This window comes from Lentzea nigeriaca, assembly GCF_016907955.1.
GTDB classification, from domain to species: Bacteria; Actinomycetota; Actinomycetes; order Mycobacteriales; family Pseudonocardiaceae; genus Lentzea; species Lentzea nigeriaca.
In genome coordinates this window covers 240,352-260,484 of sequence record NZ_JAFBCX010000008.1, presented here as the reverse complement: position 1 = coordinate 260,484, position 20,133 = coordinate 240,352, and the positions used below count along the sequence as shown (strand labels likewise).

Here is a 20,133-nt window from a genome sequence, read left to right as displayed (position 1 = left end):
TTGGTGCCATGCGGATCCTGCACACCTCCGACTGGCACGTGGGGCGCACCTTCCACGGCCGCGACCTGCTCGTCGAGCAGGAGTCGGTGCTGAGCGGCCTCGCTGACCTGGTGTCTTCCGAGAAGGTCGACGTCGTGGTCATCTCCGGCGACCTCTACGACCGCGCGGTGCCGTCCGCCGACGCGGTGGCGTTGTGCGCGCGGGTGCTGATGCGGATCCGCGCGGCCGGGGCGCGGATCGTGATCACGCCGGGCAACCATGACTCGGCGGCGCGGATCGGCGTGTTCGGGGAGTTCGCGGCGGCGGGCGGGCTCTTCCTGCGCACGCAGATCTCGTTGCTGGACAAGCCGGTCGAGCTGGAGGACGAGCACGGACCCGTCGCGGTGTACGGGATTCCGTTCCTGGAGCCGGAACCCGCGCGGCACGTCCTCGGGATCGCGGACAAGGGGCATGCGCCCGTGCTCGGCGAGGCGATGCGGCGGATCCGGGCCGATCTTGCCGGGCGCGGGGCGCGGTCGGTGGTGCTGGCGCACGCCTTCGTGACCGGTGGTGCGCCGTCGGAGTCCGAGCGCACCATCGCCGTCGGTGGCGTGCAGGACGTGTCGATGCAGGTGTTCTCGGGTGTCGACTACGTAGCTCTCGGACATCTGCACGGGCCGCAGACCCTGGCGGAGAACCTGCGTTATTCGGGAAGTCCGCTGGCGTACTCGTTCTCCGAGGCGCGCCACCGCAAGTCGGTGTGGCTGGTGGAGCTGGACGCGGGCGGGCTCGTCGGCGTCGAACGGCGTGAGCTGCCGGTGCCGCGTCAGCTCGCGACGGTGACGGGAACGCTCGCCGACGTGCTGGAAGATCCGGCGCACACACCGCTGGAAGACCACTTCCTGTCCGTCGTGCTGACCGACCAGGTGCGGCCGATGGACGCGTTGCGGCAGCTGCAGAAGCGGTTCGAGCACGCGGTGCACGTGGAGTGGCGGCCGGAGCAGGGCCCGCAGCACACCATGACCTACGCGGACCGGGTGCGTGGCCGCACAGACGAGGAAGTGGCCTGCTGCTTCGTGTCCGACGCCCGCGGCTCCGAGCCGACCGCCGCGGAGATGGCATTGCTGCGTGAGGCTTTCGCTTCGGTGGCGAGGGAGCAGGAGCAATGAGACTGCACCGCCTGGAGCTGACGGCGTTCGGGCCCTACCCGAAGCCCGAGACCGTCGACTTCGACGAACTGGGCGCCGACGGCCTGTTCCTGCTGCACGGCGACACGGGCGCGGGCAAGACGACGCTGCTCGACGCGGTGGCGTTCGCCCTGTTCGGCCGCGTGCCGGGCGCGCGCGGCGACGTGAAGAAGCTGCGCTGCGAGTACGCCGACCCCGAAGTCCCCACGTCGGTGTCGCTCGAACTGACGGTGCAGAGCCGCCGGTTCCGCATCGTGCGTTCACCGGAGTTCGACCGCCCGAAGAAACGCGGCGGCGGCTACACCACCCAGCCGGCGAAGTGCTCGCTGACGTGGCTCGAAGGCTGGGACGGCGAGGGAATCACCCGCATCGACGACGTGGCCCGTGCCGTCGAAGACCTGCTGGGCATGTCTTACGAGCAGTTCTTCCAGGTGGTCCTGCTGCCGCAGGGCGAGTTCGCTCGTTTTCTGCGCTCCGACACGGCGGAACGCGAGGTGCTGCTCGAAAAGCTCTTCGGGACCGAGCGCTTCCTCGACGTGGAGAAGTGGTTCCGCGACAAGCGCGTGGCGGCCGGTCGGGTGCTGGAGGAACGCCGTCAGGGCGCGTCCGAGCTGATGCACCGCGTCGCCGAGGCGGCCTCGGAGGAACCGTCGTCCGAGCCGGGTTGGCTGGAATCGGTGCTGGAGCGGCTCTCCCAGGCCGTGCGGGAGGCCGAGGAGCTGTCGGTGGAGACGGCGGGCGTGGCCGACGGCGCCGACGCGCTGCTGGCTCAGGCGCGCGTGCAGGCCGACCAGATCCGCCGCGTCCGCGAGGCCCGCGACATGCTGGCCCGCGTGGAGGCCGCCGACTCGGCGTCGTGGTTCGCCGAACGTGACGCCGCCCGTCGCGCGATGCCCGTCAAGCCGGCGTTCAACGAGATCGCCAAGCTCCAGCAGTCGTACGAGTTCGCGGTCCGTGACGAGACCCGTGCCGCGGAAGCCTTGGCGTGCTTGGGTTATTCCGGCTCGTCGTTGCGGGAGGACGCCGAGCGCTGCCGCGAGGAGGCGGGCGGCCTGGCCGAACTGGCGGCAGAGGCGGAACGCCAGAAGGCCGACGAGCGCAGGCTTTCCGAGCTCAAGCACGCCTCGCACCAGGTGGAGCGCCGCCTGCTCGCGCTGAACGCCGAACTGGAGGTGCTCCCCGAACGCCTGGCCCAGTGCCGTGCCCAGCTGGACGCCGCCGCGGAGGCGTCCGCACGGTTGGAGTCCCTGAAGGCTCGCGCGGATGCGGCGGAGGCGTTGCCCGGCGCCACGGAAGCGTTGGAGCGCACGAAGAACGAACTGCGCCAGGCGATCGACGTTCACCAGAAGGCGAAGGACGTGCTGCAGCAGGTCCGCCACCAACGCCTCGAGAACATGGCCATCGAGCTGGCGGCGGCCCTGCAACGCGGCAAGCCCTGCGCCGTCTGCGGGTCTCCGAGTCACCCCGCGCCGGCGCAGCCGATGCTGGGCGGCGTCGACGCGGCCGACGAGGAAGAGGCCGCCCGCGACGAGCAGACCGCACTGGACCGCCGCAACGAGGCCGAACGAGCCGCCCACGCCGCCGAGCTGCGCATCCAGGCCTGCTGGGAGGCCCTGGGGTCGGAGGAGCCGGCCGTCGCGCTGGCCGAGTACCGCGCGGCGGTGGAACTGGCCCGCACGCGGTCGCAGCGGCAGAACGAGTTCGTCGGCCTGGAGGCCAAGACCCGCGATCTGGGGTCGGAGAAGGAGAAGGTCGAACAGGACCTGGTCAGGCTGCGCACCGAGCACACGTCTCTCGTTGCCGTGGTCGAGGATCGCGGTGCCCGGCTGGAGAAGGCGCGCGGCGAGCACGAGGACGTGCTGACGCGCCGCGATCACCTGTTGCGCCTGGCGAAGGCGTTGGTGGAGCTGGCCGATCGGCGTTCGGCGCGGGACAGCGCGCTCGCCAGGGTCGAGGAACAGCAGGCTTCGGTCGCGGCGTTGGCGGCCGAGGCGGGCTTCCCGGACGTCGAGGCGGCGCTCGCGGCTGCCAGGCCCGCGGCGGCGTTGCAGGCGTTGGACGATCGGATCGCTGCCTGGGAACGCGCGCGTGCCAGTGCCATGGCGACGCTGGAGGAACTGGCCGAGGTCGATCCGGCCTCCGCCGTGGACCTGAACGAGGTCACCGCCGCGGCCTCCGCTGCGCGGGCGGCTGCCTCGGAGGCGGCCACTCGGCTGGCGAGGGCCCGTGCGGCGTTGGAGCGGGTCGGTGAGCTGGCGGCCCGGTTGCGCGCCGAGTGGAAGTCGTTGGAGCCGTTGGAGGCTGCGTACGCGGAGCTGGACGGGCTCACCGACGTGATCAACGGGCGTGGGCAGAACTCCAAGAAGATGACGCTGCGGTCGTATGTGCTCGCGGCTCGGCTCGAAGAGGTCGCTGTCGCTGCTTCCGCTCGGCTGCATCGGATGAGTCAGGGGCGGTACAGCTTCGTGCACTCCGACTCGGCCGGGGCTCGGGGGACTCGGGGTGGGCTCAGTCTCGACGTGCTGGACGACTACTCGGGGCGGGCTAGGCCTGCCAAGACGTTGTCGGGTGGGGAGTCGTTCCTTGCCTCGTTGTCGCTGGCGCTTGGGTTGGCTGATGTGGTGGCCAACGAGACCGGTGGGGCGTTGCTGGACACGCTGTTCGTGGATGAAGGGTTTGGGACGCTCGACTCGGACACGTTGGACATCGTGATGAACACGTTGGACGAGTTGCGGGCTGGAGGGAGGGTTGTCGGGCTGGTGTCGCATGTGGAGGAACTGCGGCAGCGGATCCCTACCCGGTTGAGGGTTCGGAAGGCTCGGACCGGGTCCACGCTCGAGGTTTCGCTGGGCTGACGGTGGTCTGGTTCGGTGGACGGGTGCCGGTTTCCAGCGCTGGGGTCGGTGATGCGGGTTGGTCGCGTTCCAGCGTGGTTGCGTTTGTGCGATCGGGTTCCGGAAATCACCGCTACCCAGTGGGGCAGAGGTCTGTACGGCTCGCTTGGCATCGCGGTTGGGACGGCTCGGTTCGCATCGCCACGCGGGGTGCTTCGCCTTCGGCCAGGGCGCGTTCCGAGGGTGGTGGCGCGGTTTGTCGCATGTGGACGAACCAGGTGGTCGGCTCTAATCTCGTTCTGTGCTGTCCCACGTGGAAATCAACGCGCGTGTCACTGTCGCTTCCAGTGCCCAGTTCGTGTGGTCGAACCGGCTCGAGTACTCCCATGATTGCTTCGTGTGTCGTCGGGTGGGGCGGACCGTTGCGTTGCATCACGGTGCGACTCATGGGGTCTGCCACTCGTCTCGGCGGCAGTTGGAGTGGCAGGACGACCTGGACGATTTCGGAGTGCACCCCGCGCCGGTCAGGATCACCGGGTTCGACACCGGGTCTGATGGTGAGGTTGACGTGCTTCGGTGTCGGCTGTCGTTCTGGTGGTCGCCGTTCGCTGACCTCAAGCGGCCCAGTGAGCACGGGAGTGAGCTCGGGGTGCGGCGGCCTTGGGTTCGCGTGCACTACCGCGTGGGATGTCACACGTGTCGTGACTCTGGGGTGGACGACTGGTTTGGCGAGCAGAAGTCCTTCCAGACCAACACGGTGTGGCCGGTCACCGGCTCGTGTCCGCACTGCCGGACCGAGCTGGTGACGATGGCCGGGCCGCCGGAGATCAACCTGGTTTAGGCCTCTTCGTGGGCCAGCAGCCAGCGCTTGACCGCCAGGCCCCAGCGGAAGCCGCCGAGGTCGCCGCCGATGCGGATCACGCGATGGCACGGCACGAAGAGCGCTGCCGAGTTGCGGGCGCAGGCCGATGCCGCGGCGCGGACCGCTGCTGGACGGCCGGAGAGTTCCGCGTACTCGGTGTACGTGACGGGGGCGCCGGCGCGGACGGTGCGCAGGACGTCCCACGCGTGCTGGAGGAACGGGCCCGACTTCTGGCGCACCTCGATCGAGTCGATCACGTCCAGGTCGCCCTCGTGGTAGGCGATGACGGCCTTGGTGACGTCACCCAGGTCGCGCTTCGGCGTGATCTCCGACGGTGCCAGGGTGGCGTGGATCTGGGGCGTCAGCAGGGCGATGTCGGCCGTCCAGCCGCTCGCCAGCACTGCTCCGTCCTGCGCGACGATCGCGGTGAACGGCCCCGCCGGGGTGTCCACAGTGGACGTGTGGGCGACGCTCATGATGTTGCTGCCTTCCTCGTCAGGTGTGCTCCTGCGTAGGAGCGCCACGGGCGCCAGTCGGGGCCGTGGGGAGCCAGGTCTTGCAGGGACTGCGGGAGCACCAGCACGTCTGGGGCGCCCAGTACTCGCATGGCCACCTCGTCGGCCACCTGCCGGCCTGCGAGAGGGGTCAGTTCTTCGGTCAGGTCCTCGATCGAGCGGCCCACGTCCACCACGAGTCTGCCGGTGGCCACCGCCTCGGTGATCGGGTGGTCGGCTGCCGAGTAGAGGTGGGTGAGGGTGCCGTCCGGGACCTTCAGGGGCACGCCGGCGTAGGGCGCTACCAGGCGCAGGAGGGTTTCGGCTCCGTCGACGCTGCCGGGGACGCGGATGCCCGGTGTCTTGCGGACCAGCGGGCCGATGATCGCGTCCTTGCCCAGGAACTCGTCGACGGACGTCGGGTCGGCGTCCAGATCCAGCAGGCGGCGGACCCTGGAGACCGCCGCGCCCAGATCGCGCATGTCGGCCAGGCGCAGCGAGCAGAGCACGTGGTCGGCCGGGAAGGTCAGGCGGACCGTTGCCTCGCCGTGGGGGAGCGACAGCGTTCGGGCGTAGGAGTCGGCCGTGACCTCTTCGACGCCGGGTAGCGCGTGTCGGCGGAAGTGGGCGAGCAGGCCCGTGGCGTCGAACGGCGGGCGGTACGGCAGGCGCAGGACGATGCGGCCGGGGGTGCCGACCGGGGCCTTGCCGCGGCCGCGCATGTCGGACGGTGTCGAGGCGAACACCATGCGGATGGTGTCGTTGAACTGGCGGACCGACGCGAAGCCCGCGGCGAAGGCGATGTCGGCGAACGGGAGCTCGGTCGTCTCGATGAGCAGGCGGGCGGCGTGGGCGCGGTGGGCGCGGGCCAGTGCGAGCGGGCCCGCTCCCAGTTCGGCGGTCAGCACGCGGGTGAGGTGGCGTTCCGAGTAGCCGAGGCGGGAGGCGAGGCCCGTCACGCCGTCGCGTTCGACCACGCCGTCGCTGATCAGGCGCATCGCGCGGGCGGCCAGGTCGGCGCGGAGGTTCCACTCGGGTGAGCCAGGCACTGCGTCCGGCAGGCAGCGGCGGCAGGCGCGGAAGCCCGCGGACTGGGCGGCGGCCGCCGTCAGGAAGAACTGGCTGTTGCGGCGCTTCGGGGTCACCGCGGGGCACGACGGGCGGCAGTAGATGCCGGTCGTGCGGACCGCGTGGATGAAGCAGCCGTCGAAACGGGCGTCACGTGCGGCGCACACCCGGTACGCGTGCTCTTCGTCAATGACCATGCCAACGATCCTGCCAGCGGGAACGGGTAAAGGCTCGCGGGAATCGGACATGACCGTGGCCTGCCGTAGACTCGTCACCCGTGAGTTTGACCCTCGGTATCGTCGGCCTGCCCAACGTCGGCAAGTCCACCCTGTTCAACGCGCTCACGCGCAACGACGTGCTCGCCGCGAACTACCCGTTCGCGACCATCGAGCCGAACGTCGGCGTCGTGCCGTTGCCGGACGCGCGCCTCACCAAGCTCGCCGAGATCTTCGGTTCGGAGCGCGAGGTGCCGGCCGTTGTGTCGTTCGTCGACATCGCGGGCATCGTGAAGGGCGCGTCGGAGGGTGAGGGCCTCGGCAACAAGTTCCTCGCCAACATCCGCGAGGCCAACGCGATCTGCCAGGTGATCCGCGTCTTCGACGACCCGGACGTCGTGCACGTCGACGGCCGCGTCGACCCGGCCTCCGACATGGAGACGATCAACACCGAGCTGATCCTCGCCGACCTCCAGACCCTGGAGAAGGCCATTCCGCGGCTCGAGAAGGAGGCGCGGACGCAGAAGGACCGCCGCCCCGCCCTCGAAGCGGCGCAGAAGGCCAAGGAGATCCTCGACTCCGGCCGCACCCTGTTCTCGGCGCAGTCCGAAGTGGACTACGCGCTGATCCGTGAGCTGTCCCTGCTCACCACGAAGCCGTTCCTCTACGTCTTCAACGCCGACGAGGGTGTCCTGGGCAACGAGACCCGTATGAAGGAGCTCCGCGAGCTCGTCGCCCCTGCCGACGCGGTGTTCCTCGACGCCAAGGTCGAGTCCGAGCTGCTGGAGCTGGACGAGGAGTCGGCCCGCGAGCTGCTGGAGTCCATCGGTCAGCACGAGCCGGGCCTGCACTCCCTGGCCCGGGCCGGTTTCCACACCCTCGGCCTGCAGACCTACCTGACCGCGGGTCCTAAGGAAGCGCGCGCCTGGACCATCCCGCAGGGCGCGACCGCCCCGCAGGCCGCCGGCGTCATCCACACGGACTTCGAGAAGGGCTTCATCAAGGCCGAGGTCGTGTCGTTCGACGACCTGGTCGCGGCGGGCTCGAAGGCCGAGGCGAAGGCGGCGGGCAAGGTTCGTATGGAGGGCAAGGACTACGTCATGGCCGACGGCGACGTGGTCGAGTTCCGACACGGAGGCACATCTAAGTCGAAGGCGTGACCGTGTCGGAAGCCTGCGCGGCTTCCTGCACGTAGCCAGACAGCCGGACTGCGCGGGCCCGACCACAGGTCGGCCCCGCCCGGTGCGGACACACCACGGCGGGGCCTAGAACGGACTTCGGAGGTCCGTCCGTGCCCTCATCCTGCCGTATCTCCTGTTCACCGGCGGTGGCCTGGTGAGCATCGAAGCCCTCAACTGGGTATTCAACGTCGCGCCCGTCCCGACTGATCGCAAGGACGCCAGCGCGCTCGCCTTCACGCTGACCGCGCTCGCCAATCACGCCGCGCCCGATGGCACCGAGGCGTTTCCCTCGGTCGAGCGGCTCATGGCGTACACGCGTCTCTCACGCCGCACCGTGCAACGCTCGCTGCGCGCTCTCGAAGAGCTGGGCCTGATCAGGCGGGGTAACCCTCGTTACCGTGACGCGAAGATCGAGCGCGCCGACCTGCGTCCGCAGGTGTACGACCTCGTCATGATGGCCGGGTTGTCCACAGGCCCGACAGCGGGGCGCCAGCATGACGCGCCGCTGACCAGCACGGGGCGTCAGCACAGCCCGAACGGGGCGCCAGCAGCGACACGACGGGGCGCCAGCATGACGCCCGAACAATCCTTTAAACCATCCAAGAACCGTCCCGCGCCGAGCGCGCCCACGGGGCGCTCGACGGTCCCGCCGGTGTGCGGCCAGTGCGACGCCCGCGACTCCGACCCAGTCAGTGCCCGCGTCGTGTGGCTCGACACCGACCGCACCCGCTCGAACCTCTGCCAGAACTGCCACCCGGCGGTGACGCGATGAGCACCCAGACACCCAACCCCGAACCGCGCCCCGAGGACCTGGAGAGAACCGTGGACGAGATCGTGCGGTACGTCGCCGACCAGGCCCCGGCCGTGCCCGTCCAGACCGCCGAGCCGGTCGACACCCGCCGCGTGCGGGAGCTGCGCGCCGAGGTCTCCGAGGCGCACGCCCTGCTCGACCTCCAGGCCGACGCGGCGCCGCTGCTGGTCGACACCGACCGGGTGCGCCGTTCCCGCAAGCGTGCCGCCGAGGCCGCCCGGCTGCACGAGCTGGCCCAGGACCCGGCCGCACGCGCCTACCAAGCCGCACGGGTGCGCCTGCTCCTCACGGCCGTGGCCCTGACGGCGCTCGTGGGGGCGCTGGGCTGGTCCACGACGGGCGTGCACCACACGCTCACCGTGGACATGGTCGAGCGCACGGCCGCGTGGTGGGGCGCGTGGGCGGTCGAGCCGGTGATCTCGGCCGTGCTGCTCGTCGTGATCGCCGCGAAGGCGTTCCTCGCGACCAGGGGCCGCACGCTGCACCACCGGCACCTGAGCGTCGTGGAGTACGGCGCGCTGGGCGTCACGCTGACGCTCAACGTCTGGCCGTACACGCCGTGGCAGGTCGAGCGGTTCGACCCGATGCAACTCCTCGCGCACGCGATCGGGCCGCTGATCGCGGTCGGCGCGGTGGCCGTGCTGCCGATCATCTGGAGCGCGTTCGCGGACCTGGACCACGGTCTGACGGCTGCTCCTACCGGCGTGCCCTACTCCAGCCCTACTGCGCCCGAGTACAGGCAAAACGTCTCCGGCGAGGACACCGCGCAGGACGCCTCTACTGTCCGTCCGGCCGCCCTACTGGTGGACCGAGCACGGCAGATGATCGCCTCCGGCACGCTGCCCGCCGACCCGTCCGCGACCCGCCTGCGCGAGGCGCTCGGATGCGGCACCGACGCCGCCCGCGAGGTCCGCGACGCCCTGCGCGGAGGTGCCGCGTGAGCGCTCCCCAGAGGAAGGACAGCGACGTGGGCGGCGAGATCATCCCGTTCCCGAACACGACCGCCGACGTGCCGGAGCCGGTCACCCCGGCCCCGGCCGCCGGGCCGGTGCTGGACGGCGAGCTGATCACCGACGAGGAGTACCGGCGCTCCAAGGCCCGGCAGCTCGCCGAGTCCGCCGTCTCCCGTCTCCCGGCCCAGTGGCAGACCCGCGAGTCCGCGCGCCAGGCCGGGGCCGAGCTGGCGAGCCGCGCCGTCCTGGCGCCGGTGCGGTTCCCGGCCGCCGTCGGCCGGGGCCTGGCCGTCTCCGCGCGCGCCTGGTGGGCATGGGTGCGGGTCTCGGACTTCTACGACGCCTCGAAGGCGGCAGACCGGCTGGCGGACAAGTGGCAGGAGATCGCGGTGATCCGGCGCCGACGCGGCGTGATCACCGTCGTGGCCAGCAGCGCGACCGCGCTCGGCTGCCTGATCACCGAACTGGCCGCCGGGTCCCTGCCGCTGATCGTCACCGGCGGCGCGGTCTCCACCGCGCTCGCCGTGGCCGGTCGCCGCAAGGACGGCGCCGGTGGCCGGTCGCCGCAGCTCGGTTCCCGGTCGCTCGCGTGGCTGATGAATGGCGATCACCTCGTGGTCGCGTTCCGCGACGCGAAGCTGATCGGCAAGGACGAGCGCCTGATGCTGGTCAAGCAGCCCCGCCACGACGGCAGCGGCTGGGCTCTGACGATCGACCTGCCGCCGTCCCGCAAGGCCTCCGACGTGATCAGCAAGCGCGAGTCGCTCGCGTCCGCGCTCGCCGTGGACGAGGTGCGGCTGATCGTGGAGCGTGTCCGGGGCGATGCTGGCCACGCCGGACGGCTCGCACTGTGGGTCGGCGACGCGGACCCGTACGCGGCGGCCCCGATCGCGAGCCCGCTCGGCTCGGCCGGGTCCTGGGACCTGTGGAACCCGGTGCCGTTCGGCACCACGGCCCGGGGCACGGACGTGCGCCTGCCGGTCGTGTGGACGTCGCTGCTGATCGGCGCGATCCCACGCCAGGGCAAGACGTTCGTCGCGCGCCTGCCGCTCACGGCCGCCGCGCTGGATCCGCACGTGCGGATCATCATCGCGGACGGCAAGGGAGGCAAGGACTTCCGCCCGTTCGAGCAGGTGGCACACCGGTTCATCCGGGGTGCTCGGGAAAGTGACGCACGTCGGCTGATCCGCGTGCTGGAGGAGTGCGCGGCCGACGTCGCTGACCGGTTCGACCGGCTGTCCGAAATGGACGACGAACTGTGCCCGGAGTCGAAGGTGACGCCGGAGATCACGCGCGACCCCGCGCACTCGATGCCGCTCACGGTGATCGGCATCGACGAGGTGCAGAACTTCCTCGGCATGGACGTGCCGCTGGACGAGGAGGAGCCGAAGGGCAAGAAGATCGGCGCGCGCATCTGCGAGCTGCTCACGTACATCGCGAAGACCGGCCCGGCCGCCGGGTACTCGCTCGTGCTCGCCACGCAGAAGCCGGACGCCAAGGTCATCCCGGACGGGCTGCGCGGGCAGCTCGGCACGCGCTTCGCGCTGAAGGTCATGACCTATCAAGCGTCGGAGACAATCCTCGGCGCGGGCACCTACAAGGCCGGGATGGACGCCTCACGGCTGCTCACCTCGCACAAGGGCGTCGGGCTGCTGCTCGGCGCAGACGGTGAGACGGAGTTGGACGCGGGCACGGCGACGATCGTGCGCACGCACCTGCTGCACATCCGCGAGATCCGCCAGGCGTGCGAGCGCGGCCGGGCGCTGCGCGAGCAGGCCGGGACGCTCACCGGCGACGCGGCCGGGCAGCGCGAGCTGTCCGAGATGGACGCGAACATGGCCGCGCGCCTGGCGGACGAGGTCGTGAACACGCGCGACGAGAACGAGCCCGTGGACGCGGAGATGGTGGAGCTGCCCGAGGTGCTCGCGCTGCTGGTCGAGGTGATCGAGGACCAGGAGCACGGCGTCATCGCGACGGCCGAGCTGGCGGCGCGCATCGGGTGGGACGCGAAGACGCTCGGGGAGGCGCTGCGCCGGGCCGGAGTGTCCGCGCCGACTCCCTCCAGGCAGCGGGTCGGCGGGTCGGCGAACCCGGTCAGCGTCACTGACCTGGACGCGATCCGGGCGGCCGTGGTGGAGCTGTACGGCGGCTAGGAGGTCCACACACGAAACGAGCGGGGTCCGCACAGCGCGTGCGGACCCCGCTCGCGTGTTTGTGCGGACCTAACTCCGCCTCTGAGCTGCGGAGAGGGTCACTGCGGCTTGCTGTGCCGACCGCCTCGGCTAGGTGCCCACAGGCCCGCACAGCCGCCGCGCTCGCGGGTGCGCTCGAACTGTCGGTGCCCGGTCGTACTCTGCTCGGCGACTCACAGGTGCGCCGACCTGGCTCGGCGAGACAAGGAACTGCCGTGGACAAGGGAGACGTAGCAACGTGGCTCGCCGTCGCCGTCGCGCTGATCGCCGCGGTCATCGCGCTGGGCAACGCCAACTCAGCGAAGCGGCAAGCAAGCGCTGCCGAGAAAGCGGTCCTACACGCGGAGCGCAGCGCGAAGGCGGCAGAAGACCAAGCAGCAGCCGCACGTGAACAGGTAGAGCTGACACGAAGGCAGCTTCACCTGGACGAGGAGGACCGCAAAGACCAGGAGGCCCCTCAGTTCAAGATCGAGTGGTGGCCGGACCCAGATGACAGCTGGGGCATCGTGAAGGACTTCACCCTGACCTACGTGTCCGGGCCTCCGGTTCTCGCCGAACTGGAACTGTGTCTCCCGGCGGATTCAGACATCAAGGCGTTCCTGGCCATGAAGTGGACCGAGGACGACAACGGCGAGCTGGTCGCAACCCATGAGTCACCTCCACTCCGATCGACACTGACCTACGCCCAGGTCACACGCGGTACGTCCAGAAGATTCCGCGCGCAGCTGAAGCGGGGCGCGATTTCTGTGACCATCGCGACCAAGGCCTCCACGGGAACGGATTCATGGCCGCCTACACCTGCCGTGATGGTCGCCAGAACGCGATGGTGATCTCGGCTACGTACCCGGTCGAACCCTGTCGATGTGCGGCCGTACCCTTGCTCGCCAACGCAGAGATGCGCCGAGTTGGCTCGGTGAGATAAGGGAGGGCCAGTGGGCGCAGCAGAGTGGATCGCGGGCGCAGCCGCATTGATCGCGGCAGCGTCGATGGTCATGGCCTTCCTACAGGCGCGAGAAGCGCGCGAGTCACGGCACGCGGCACAAGCACAGGCAGCCGCCGCCAGAGACGCAGCGGAGATCGCGGAGGCAGCCATCAAGCAGGCACAGCGCAGTGCAGCGGCGGCCGAACAACAGGTAGCCATCATGCGTGAACAGCTTGCAGCGGCCGATGCCGAGCACCACGAACGTGACGCTCCCCAGTTCACCTACGAAGTAGAAGGCAGCTCGAACAGCGTGTGCCCGTTGAAGGTCACACTGCACGGCGGGCCCTCGAAGCTCGATGTCGAAGTGCCGTGGCTGGGAATCCGACGGGCAGCTGAAGGCAACGCCGGGACGTTCATCGAGAAGCCGAAGACCGGTCAGATCCACCAGATCACGACAGGCGGCACGTTCGTGATCGACATAGACACCCGTGGATACGAAGAGCCCATGAGCGCAACGCTTGAGCTGAGGTGCACCGAGCCTGGCACCGAGCGGAAGTGGGAACTTTCGCACACTGTGCAGATCCCGGGGTCGTACCGGGTTGAGGACAGCGTGTTCTGACACTGAGCGTGTCCGCCGTCAACATGGCTGCGGCCCCCGGCCCTTCGCCAGACGCGGCGCCAATCGGTCGCCGGGGTGGGGCAACACCATGAACTCGTGCACCACCTCGGCGAGCGACCCGGCGAACTCCCACGTGATCGCGTTGTCCCGGTCGGTGCGGATGCCAAGCGCGTCGTCCTCATCCTTGAGCCGGAGTGAGTCCGTCCAGCCACCGGGCCACTTGTGGAAGCCGTCGAGGTACTCCTGCCCCGGCTCCATCGGCAGGAACCGCCACCCACCGTCCTTGAGGTCGAGCAGGTGTTGCAGGACCGGGTAGATCGCGACGGGCGAGGCGCTGGGAACGATCAGGCTCACGACGCACGCCCCGCGTGTGCGGTGGAACCGCGCTCGGCGGCCGGGTCGGGGGCGCCGACCGCCGTGCGCGGAGACGGGAAGCGCGGCAGGGGATCCGCACCGCAACGGGCGCGCGGCTCGGCCACGGAGGTTTTGCCGGCCAACGCCGCGCGGACGCGTTCGACCTGGCGGCGGCGCCGCATCTCGCGGTGCACGTGGAAGGCGAGCCAGCAGACCAGGCCGACGACGACGGCCCCGAGCATCATCACGATCGCGATCTCACCCATATGCCCAGAGTCGACCGATTCCAGCACCGACAGCAGGGCATCGCACGGGGCAGACCGGGGCAGACCGGGGCACACAGCGCCATGACTCACCGCGTCATGACGGTTACCCTCGGAGCCGTGCCGGAGCCGAACAGCCTCCTCCGGGCGGTGCGCGAGGCCACGGCGTCCCGCCAGGTGGCCGGTGCGCGGATGAGCCGCCGCGAGTTGGCGGAGGCCGCGTGCGCGTGGCTCTGGGAGACCACGCGCAAGCGCTATCCCCTCGATGCGCACTACATCGCACGGATCGAGCGCGGCGCAGTCGGGGTGCCTTCCGACCACTATCGGGCCGCGCTGCGCGCCGTGCTCGGCGTCGCGTCGGATGCCGACATCGGCTTCGCCGTCAACAACGCGGCGCCCGTGCACACCGTTGTGATGCCGCACCCGGCGAGCGCGAACACGGTCGAGGAGGTGCTGATGAGCGCGGCCGACGAGTCCGCCGAGTTTCTCGCGTGGGCCGAGTCCACCAACGTGGGCGAGATGACGATCGAGCAGATGCACGCCGAAGTGCGGCGCATCGCGCAGTCCTACCTCAAGGCACCGACGCTGCCCCTGTTCGCGAGAACGAAGGCGTTGCGGGACAGGGCCTTCACGCTGCTGTCCGGACACCAGGCCCCGCAGTTGTCGCGAGAGCTGTACGCGGCGGCGGGCTGGTCGCTCACGGTGCTCGCCTGGATGTCCGTCGACCTCGGCCGACCGGACGCCGCCGAGGACCACGCCCGCGCGGCGTGGTTGTGCGCCGAGCGCGCCGACTACAACCCGCTTCGCGCCTGGGTGCGGGCGACGCAGCACACGGCCGCGCTCTGGCAGGACGACTACATCGCAGCGGCCAACTACGCCGCCGACGGCTTGCGGTACGCCGCCATCGGCTCGGCCGAGCTTTACCTGGCCAGCGCGCTCGCGCTCGACCTGGCACGCGCCGGAGACGAAGACCGTGCCAGGCAGGCGCTGCAACGCGCACAGGACGCGGCGAACCGCGTCGTCCGCGCGGAGGACGAGCTGACCGGCCCCTTCACGTGCACCGTCGGCCGCGCGGGTTCTCTGTGGGCGGACGCCCACCTCGCGCTCGGCAACACCGAGGAGGCGCTGTCCTACGCGGACCGCGCCGTGGCCACGTTCGAGGCGACACCGGCGGCCCTGCGCAACTTCGGCTCAGAGCGCATGACGCGGCTCGTCCAGGTCAAGGCGCACGTGGTGCGCGGTGACATGGGCGCGGCCGAGCACACCCTCGGGCCGGTGTTGGAGACCGCGCCGCAGCACCGCGTCCGGCCGCTTCTGCACCGCATCGCCGAGGTCGACGTGATCGCGGCGCAGACCGCGAAGCCACGTGACCCGATCGCGCGCCGCGTGCGGGGTTCCATCGCCGAGTTCCAGCGTGAGACGGTGATCAAGGAGCTGTCCGCCTAGAACTGGGAGGCGTGCCCGTGGCCGAGCTGGAACCTATGCGTAACCACTGGTGGTGGCGGCCAGGTTGGGAGGTCGGCCGGAGTTTTTTCACCTGGCACGTCACGTTCGCCGACCAGCCGCAGGCGCACGCGCTGGTGGAGAACTACGCGCCCGTTCTCGCGCAGCTCCCCCAACTCGACCCCGTGCCGGTGAAGTGGCTGCACCTCACGCTCCAGGGGATTGGCTTCACCGACGAGGTAAGCCGCGGTGACGTGGACCGGATCGTGGAGGCCGCGCGCAGCAGGTGCGCGGCGTTGAAGCCGTTCACGCTCACCATCGGCCCCGCGCACGTGGACCCCGAGACGATCCAAATGCCCGGTCGGCCACTGGAGCCGGTGGCCGAGCTGCGCCTCGCCATCCGGGCCGCGATCGGGGACGTGTGGGGCGTGGAGAACGTGCCAGAGCGAGAAGACGGGTTCCGCGCTCACGTCAGCCTCGGGTACTCGAACGCGGCCGGTCCTGCCGAGCCGGTGCGGGACGCGCTGGCGGCGCACCCCGGCGCCACGGCCGAGGTGACGGTCTCGTCGGTGTCGCTGATCGACCTCAACCGAGACCACAAGGCGTACGAGTGGACCGATGTCGCTCTTGTACGACTGGGCAGATAGCAGAAATACGAATCAAAACAGAAGGCGCTTGCAGTGACCACACAGGAAAGCACGTCCGTACCCTCTGGAGAGAAATTGCAGGAGATACTGGAATCGATGCTCGAAGCCTGGGAGGGCAGACAGCCCGAGATCCGAAAGGACTCGACAGCCGACACCAACCAACTTCTAACCGTATTTGGCTTGGCCGCCAACGCGCATAGGCTAGGCCGGGCAGCGCTGACCTTGTTCAGGGCAGGACACCGCAGCGAAGCGCTCCCCACAGTTCGAGCGATCTACGAGCACGCCCTCACGACGCAGTGGCTTGCCCTGCATGCTGCCGCCACAACCGCACTGGTCAACGAGTACGGCCGCAACCGAGCCAACATGGCGAGGACGCTACGCCAGGCCGGGACGAAAGACATGGTCGAGGCGGCGGAGCACCTGGAAAACGATGCCTGGGAGAAGATCCCCACTGACTCCGATCAGCAGGCACGTCAGTTCCAGGAGCTGTGCGACGACCTTGAACCAGCGGGATCAGAGGCGTACTTCTATTACCGCCTGATGTCCTCACTTTCGCACCCCACCGGAAAAGTGGTGGATGAGTATTTGACCGACAACCCGATTACCCTGCACCTGGAGCCCAAGAACGACACACTTGGCGGTCACTGGATTTTCTTTACATGCGTCGGCATCCTCTTGTGCGCCACTGCCGTTGATCTCCTGGAGGACGGAAACCCACGCCAGGAGGAGTTAAGCCAGGTCGGCCAGACCCTCGGGACTCCGCACATGCTCCGGCTGAGCACGAAGTACTACACGCGGACCGGCAAGACCCCCTGATCCTGCCCTGGGCAGCCTCGCCGATGGGCTACATCCCGATCCCGGCCACCGCGTTGTCCGCCCACTGGTCCACTGTGCGCATGTAGTCGTAGAGCACCGGCGAGTTGGGGGCGTGGCCGGTGTGCTGGCTGATCGTCTTGGCGTCGTGCCCTGCCCGCCGCGCCTCGGTGGCCAGGCCCGCGCGGGCGGAGTGGCCGGTGAAGCGCACGGTGACGCCCGCCCGCTCTCCCGCCGTGGTGATGATGGTCCCGACCGACTGGGCGGCCAGGCCGCCGAGGATGCGCCCGTGCCGGTCGATGCGACGGAAGGCCGGACCCTCGGTGATGCCGGACGCGTCGAGCCACGCGCGCCAGGCCTGGACGGGACAGGTGCTCTCGTGCGAGCCGTACGGGACGGCCACGGTGCGCCCGCCGGTCTTGCCGGACCTGATGGTGATCACCAGGCCCTCCGCGGCTTCCACCACGTCGGAGACGAGCAGAGCGGCCACCTCAGAGCGGCGACCCGCAATGGAGAACGCGATCAGCACCACGGCGCGGTCCCGGACGCCGGTGAGGGTCTCGGGACACGCGGCTGAGATGGCGCGCAGGTGCTTGACCTCCATCGCCGGGGCCTTCCCCCGGCCGCGCTTCTCCCCCGCCTCGGCGAGCCGACGCCGGTAGCCGTTCAGTGCCGCCCTGGCGGCCTCCGTGGCGGCCTTGGGCGGCTCCGCGCCGCGCTGGCGGAGACCGACGACGGCACCGGCCAGGCGGCGGTCCACGGTCGTGGGAGCGGCGTCCTGGCGCTCCAGCCACACGACGAAGCCGACGAGCGCCCCGGCGGTCGCGGAATTCTCCGGGATGCCCAGCTCGGTGACGTACCTCGTCCACACCTTCCAGTCGGCGGCGTACGCGCGCTGGGTGTTCGCGGGCCGCTGGGTGCGGACGTACTCCTGGGCCGCCGTGTCGAGCGCGGCGAGACGCTCCTCCGGGGTGGCGGGGAGGGCGTCGGCGGGGGTGACGTGGACCAGATCCTGACTCACGATATGGGAGCTTATCGTGAGTCAGAGCTTCCAACTAGTGCCACGCGAGCATGCCGCTTAGCCTGTCCGTCATGGGCCACAACGTTCAGATGCGCGAGCTGGCTGGTATCCGGCGTCGCTGGGAAGAAGCAGGCTCGCCACCATGCGAGCACACGGACCGCGCCCGCGAGTACCACCTCGGCTCGCACACGGGGGACACCGCGTGTCTCAACTGCGGCAAGTCTTTTAGTCCGGCTCAGGAAGCAGCCCTCCTGGCCAAGGGCAAGTAGCCGGGACCGCGAGATGATCACGCTGCTGTGTTCTCAAAGCACTGGCGGCAGATCACCGACCGCCCGCGCTCCTGCCCCTCAGGCACAGCGCCCACCGTCTGACCGCAGACCCAGCACTGCTCGGTCTTCGCCGCCTCCACGAGTGCCTCGCGCCACAGCTCTTCCGGCGTGAGGCCGATCGCCTTGTTCTCGCGCACGCGCTGCACGCAGTGCGCGCACGCCAGCTTGCGGTTGTCCACGTGGTACCCGGCCTCCACATTGCCGCAGGCCGTGCACGTCCACACCCGCCACCGCGCATCCGCCGCAGCCGCCCGCGTGAACTGGTCCGCGACAGCGTCCGGCACGTGCACCACCGGCAGCGCCATGTCTTTTGTCTCGATCTTCACTTCGCTTCTTCTGCCCACACGAACTCAGCCTGAGGTCCCGCCAGCGGGAGCCTGCTGACGTCCATCTCGAACAGCTCGGCCGGGGTCGCGTCAGACGGCAGGTCATCGGCCGGGAGCCACGCCAGGCCGCCGTCCGCTTCTCCAGCATCGAAAATCACCATGGCCCCGATGATCGCCCCAACGGAGACGGGGTCTCGGCCGCCGCGCCGTCCAGCTCCGCGAGCGCGGAGCGCACAAGCGAGTCCACGGCCAACCGCGCACGCGCTCGACGCCGTCCGGCCCGGATCCCGGCGCGCAGCAGGATTTGGCCGGCCAGCGCTTCCAACTCCGCGTCAGTCGGCGTCGGCGCAGGCCAGCGGCTCCGTAGCTCACTCCCCCACTCAGTCACGTTGCTGCTCCAGCAGGTTCAGCAGGTGGTCCGTGTACGGGTCGCCCCCACTCGACCGGGCAGCAGCGAGCGTCCAGGCCTCCAACCGGTCCCGTCGCCGCCGCGTCCGGTCGGTGAACCCGCGAAGACTCTCCCCGGCCGCCTGTTGCAGCTCGACGTCCAACGCGAGCACCGCGCGCTCGCCGTGCCGAGCACGAAGCGCACGCGCCAGCCGCGCGCACATCGTCGTCGTCGGCCGCACCCGGCCCGCCTCCAACCTGCTGATCGCCGTGCGGTCCGTCACGACCAGCTCGGCGAGGTCGGCTTGCAGCAGCCCGGCAGCGAGACGCTCACGGCGCACAAGACGACCGAACCCGCCGCGCAGGTGCTCGCGTTCCGCGCCGACGACCTCACCGCGGCGAGGTGCCGGATCTGGCCTGGTAGGTGGCGTTACGTCACGTTTTTCCATGCGCATAGGTTGCGGCTCAACGGCTCCAACACGGGCCAGGCACGCCGGACACGACGACGCCCGGCCCGCGCATGGGCCGAGCGTCGGGTAGCGGCGGGAAGTCGCCAGTTCGCCGTATCACTCCTCCGACTTGGGAACCTCGATGAGCGTGAGTTCCCACTGGCGGCCATGAATCGGCAACGTCAGGACCCAGCGGACGCAGCAGTCGTAGACGCGCACGTTCTGGTGCAGGACGGAGCGGTGCCAGTTCGTCCCCTGAAACGGCACCTCGTCGGTGTGCGTGGTAAACGTGGAGCACGCCGGGCAGGTGAGCAGCTGCGAGTTGCGCGCGGCGATCCACTTGTCGATGCGCGGGGCGTGCGCGCGGGCCCACTTCTCGACCCCGGAACGGCAGGGCTGGTTCACGTCCGCCTTGCACGTCCGGCACGGGTAGTCGAGCAGAGACGGGCGGCGGATGCGTTCGGTCCACCCGTCCAAGTTTGTGGGGTCAGGACCCAGTACCCAACGGCCTGGAACGTCCGCACGCCAGTGCTTCACCAACTCGCGTCGGCCGAAGTGCACTTCCTGTTCCGTGACCACCTTCATGCGCATCCCGTCTCTAGGTGAACAGCACACCGTACCTGGTTCGCCGGGCCACCTCGGAGCGAGAAACCCTTCTGCACAAACGCTTTGCACACCCCGCGTCCCTGTCCGTGTCCGGCCTCCCCCTCTATAGAGGGGGAGGCGGACGGACACGTCCGGCGGCTGGGCGGACACGGCGGACACGGCGGACACGTGCAAGATC

The 20,133-nt window shown here is 69.8% G+C and carries 22 protein-coding genes; 13 read left to right on the top strand and 9 right to left on the bottom strand.

The window, feature by feature from the left end:
• Nucleotides 1–8: 8 nt before the first annotated feature.
• The 3 genes from JOD27_RS27820 to JOD27_RS46165 all read left to right on the top strand — a co-directional run bounded on the left by JOD27_RS27820 (nucleotide 9) and on the right by JOD27_RS46165 (nucleotide 4,841).
• Complete coding sequence (locus JOD27_RS27820) at nucleotides 9–1,148, top strand: exonuclease SbcCD subunit D (protein ID WP_204765228.1); 1,140 nt, start codon at nucleotides 9–11, stop codon at nucleotides 1,146–1,148.
• A complete protein-coding gene (locus JOD27_RS27815; protein ID WP_204765227.1) occupies nucleotides 1,145–4,021 on the top strand; it encodes an AAA family ATPase in 2,877 nt (958 codons plus the stop codon). Before JOD27_RS27820 ends, JOD27_RS27815 begins: the two co-directional genes overlap by 4 nt.
• A 691-nt stretch (nucleotides 4,022–4,712) precedes the next feature.
• Nucleotides 4,713–4,841 carry a hypothetical protein gene (locus JOD27_RS46165; protein WP_275591805.1) on the top strand — a complete coding sequence of 43 codons (129 nt, stop codon included), beginning with the start codon at nucleotides 4,713–4,715 and terminating at the stop codon, nucleotides 4,839–4,841.
• Here JOD27_RS46165 and JOD27_RS27810 read toward each other — a convergent pair.
• Nucleotides 4,838–5,338: a methylated-DNA--[protein]-cysteine S-methyltransferase gene (locus JOD27_RS27810; RefSeq protein WP_204765226.1), complete on the bottom strand. Its 501-nt coding sequence runs from the start codon at nucleotides 5,336–5,338 to the stop codon at nucleotides 4,838–4,840. The two genes, JOD27_RS46165 and JOD27_RS27810, sit on opposite strands and share 4 nt — an antisense overlap.
• Nucleotides 5,335–6,621 (bottom strand): bifunctional transcriptional activator/DNA repair enzyme AdaA, encoded by a 1,287-nt coding sequence (locus tag JOD27_RS27805; RefSeq protein ID WP_204765225.1) that lies wholly within the window; start codon nucleotides 6,619–6,621, stop codon nucleotides 5,335–5,337. Before JOD27_RS27805 ends, JOD27_RS27810 begins: the two co-directional genes overlap by 4 nt.
• A gap of 80 nt (nucleotides 6,622–6,701) precedes the next feature.
• Here JOD27_RS27805 and ychF point away from each other — a divergent pair, with 80 nt between their 5' ends.
• The 6 genes from ychF (at nucleotide 6,702) to JOD27_RS27775 (ending at nucleotide 13,317) form a co-directional block, all read left to right on the top strand.
• Complete coding sequence (gene ychF, locus JOD27_RS27800; RefSeq protein ID WP_204765224.1) at nucleotides 6,702–7,799, top strand: redox-regulated ATPase YchF; 1,098 nt, start codon at nucleotides 6,702–6,704, stop codon at nucleotides 7,797–7,799.
• Nucleotides 7,800–7,974: 175 nt separating this feature from the next.
• Nucleotides 7,975–8,592: a helix-turn-helix domain-containing protein gene (locus JOD27_RS27795; RefSeq protein WP_204765223.1), complete on the top strand. Its 618-nt coding sequence runs from the start codon at nucleotides 7,975–7,977 to the stop codon at nucleotides 8,590–8,592.
• On the top strand, nucleotides 8,589–9,572 hold the full coding sequence (locus tag JOD27_RS27790; RefSeq protein WP_204765222.1) for a hypothetical protein: 984 nt from the start codon (nucleotides 8,589–8,591) through the stop codon (nucleotides 9,570–9,572). The genes JOD27_RS27795 and JOD27_RS27790 overlap by 4 nt, the downstream gene beginning before the upstream one ends.
• Nucleotides 9,569–11,737 (top strand): cell division protein FtsK, encoded by a 2,169-nt coding sequence (locus JOD27_RS27785; RefSeq protein ID WP_204765221.1) that lies wholly within the window; start codon nucleotides 9,569–9,571, stop codon nucleotides 11,735–11,737. Before JOD27_RS27790 ends, JOD27_RS27785 begins: the two co-directional genes overlap by 4 nt.
• A 254-nt stretch (nucleotides 11,738–11,991) precedes the next feature.
• Complete coding sequence (locus JOD27_RS27780; protein WP_204765220.1) at nucleotides 11,992–12,606, top strand: hypothetical protein; 615 nt, start codon at nucleotides 11,992–11,994, stop codon at nucleotides 12,604–12,606.
• Between the two features lie 102 nt (nucleotides 12,607–12,708).
• Entirely contained in the window at nucleotides 12,709–13,317 is a 609-nt protein-coding gene (locus JOD27_RS27775) for a hypothetical protein (RefSeq protein WP_204765219.1), read from the top strand.
• Between the two features lie 18 nt (nucleotides 13,318–13,335).
• On the opposite strand, the gene JOD27_RS27770 is transcribed toward JOD27_RS27775, so the two are convergent.
• Together JOD27_RS27770 and JOD27_RS27765 are read right to left on the bottom strand one after the other, a co-directional pair.
• Nucleotides 13,336–13,671, bottom strand: coding sequence for a hypothetical protein (locus JOD27_RS27770; RefSeq protein WP_204765218.1), 336 nt, complete (start codon nucleotides 13,669–13,671; stop codon nucleotides 13,336–13,338).
• Entirely contained in the window at nucleotides 13,668–13,937 is a 270-nt protein-coding gene (locus JOD27_RS27765; protein ID WP_204765217.1) for a hypothetical protein, read from the bottom strand. The genes JOD27_RS27770 and JOD27_RS27765 overlap by 4 nt, the downstream gene beginning before the upstream one ends.
• A 117-nt stretch (nucleotides 13,938–14,054) precedes the next feature.
• Between JOD27_RS27765 and JOD27_RS27760 the strand changes: the two genes are divergently transcribed.
• The 3 genes from JOD27_RS27760 to JOD27_RS27750 are packed head-to-tail and all read left to right on the top strand — an operon-like array spanning nucleotide 14,055 to nucleotide 16,840.
• Nucleotides 14,055–15,380: an NsdA family TPR-like regulatory protein gene (locus JOD27_RS27760; protein WP_204765216.1), complete on the top strand. Its 1,326-nt coding sequence runs from the start codon at nucleotides 14,055–14,057 to the stop codon at nucleotides 15,378–15,380.
• A 35-nt stretch (nucleotides 15,381–15,415) separates the two neighbouring features.
• Nucleotides 15,416–16,024 (top strand): 2'-5' RNA ligase family protein, encoded by a 609-nt coding sequence (locus tag JOD27_RS27755; RefSeq protein WP_204765215.1) that lies wholly within the window; start codon nucleotides 15,416–15,418, stop codon nucleotides 16,022–16,024.
• Between the two features lie 33 nt (nucleotides 16,025–16,057).
• The gene (locus JOD27_RS27750) at nucleotides 16,058–16,840 is read left to right on the top strand and encodes a DUF5677 domain-containing protein (protein ID WP_204765214.1); all 783 of its coding nucleotides are present in this window, start codon (nucleotides 16,058–16,060) and stop codon (nucleotides 16,838–16,840) included.
• A gap of 28 nt (nucleotides 16,841–16,868) precedes the next feature.
• Here the strand turns inward: JOD27_RS27750 and JOD27_RS27745 are convergent, their stop codons facing one another.
• Nucleotides 16,869–17,858 carry a site-specific integrase gene (locus tag JOD27_RS27745; RefSeq protein ID WP_307830348.1) on the bottom strand — a complete coding sequence of 330 codons (990 nt, stop codon included), beginning with the start codon at nucleotides 17,856–17,858 and terminating at the stop codon, nucleotides 16,869–16,871.
• Nucleotides 17,859–17,929: 71 nt separating this feature from the next.
• Here JOD27_RS27745 and JOD27_RS27740 point away from each other — a divergent pair, with 71 nt between their 5' ends.
• Entirely contained in the window at nucleotides 17,930–18,127 is a 198-nt protein-coding gene (locus JOD27_RS27740) for a hypothetical protein (RefSeq protein WP_204765213.1), read from the top strand.
• A 17-nt stretch (nucleotides 18,128–18,144) separates the two neighbouring features.
• Here JOD27_RS27740 and JOD27_RS27735 read toward each other — a convergent pair whose 3' ends face one another.
• The 4 genes from JOD27_RS27735 to JOD27_RS27720 all read right to left on the bottom strand — a co-directional run bounded on the left by JOD27_RS27735 (nucleotide 18,145) and on the right by JOD27_RS27720 (nucleotide 19,826).
• The gene (locus tag JOD27_RS27735; RefSeq protein WP_204765212.1) at nucleotides 18,145–18,513 is read right to left on the bottom strand and encodes a hypothetical protein; all 369 of its coding nucleotides are present in this window, start codon (nucleotides 18,511–18,513) and stop codon (nucleotides 18,145–18,147) included.
• On the bottom strand, nucleotides 18,510–18,674 hold the full coding sequence (locus JOD27_RS27730; RefSeq protein WP_204765211.1) for a hypothetical protein: 165 nt from the start codon (nucleotides 18,672–18,674) through the stop codon (nucleotides 18,510–18,512). The genes JOD27_RS27735 and JOD27_RS27730 overlap by 4 nt, the downstream gene beginning before the upstream one ends.
• Nucleotides 18,675–18,893: 219 nt before the next feature.
• Nucleotides 18,894–19,349 carry a helix-turn-helix transcriptional regulator gene (locus JOD27_RS27725; RefSeq protein WP_204765210.1) on the bottom strand — a complete coding sequence of 152 codons (456 nt, stop codon included), beginning with the start codon at nucleotides 19,347–19,349 and terminating at the stop codon, nucleotides 18,894–18,896.
• Between the two features lie 117 nt (nucleotides 19,350–19,466).
• Entirely contained in the window at nucleotides 19,467–19,826 is a 360-nt protein-coding gene (locus tag JOD27_RS27720; protein WP_204765209.1) for a zinc finger domain-containing protein, read from the bottom strand.
• Nucleotides 19,827–20,133 lie beyond the last annotated feature (307 nt).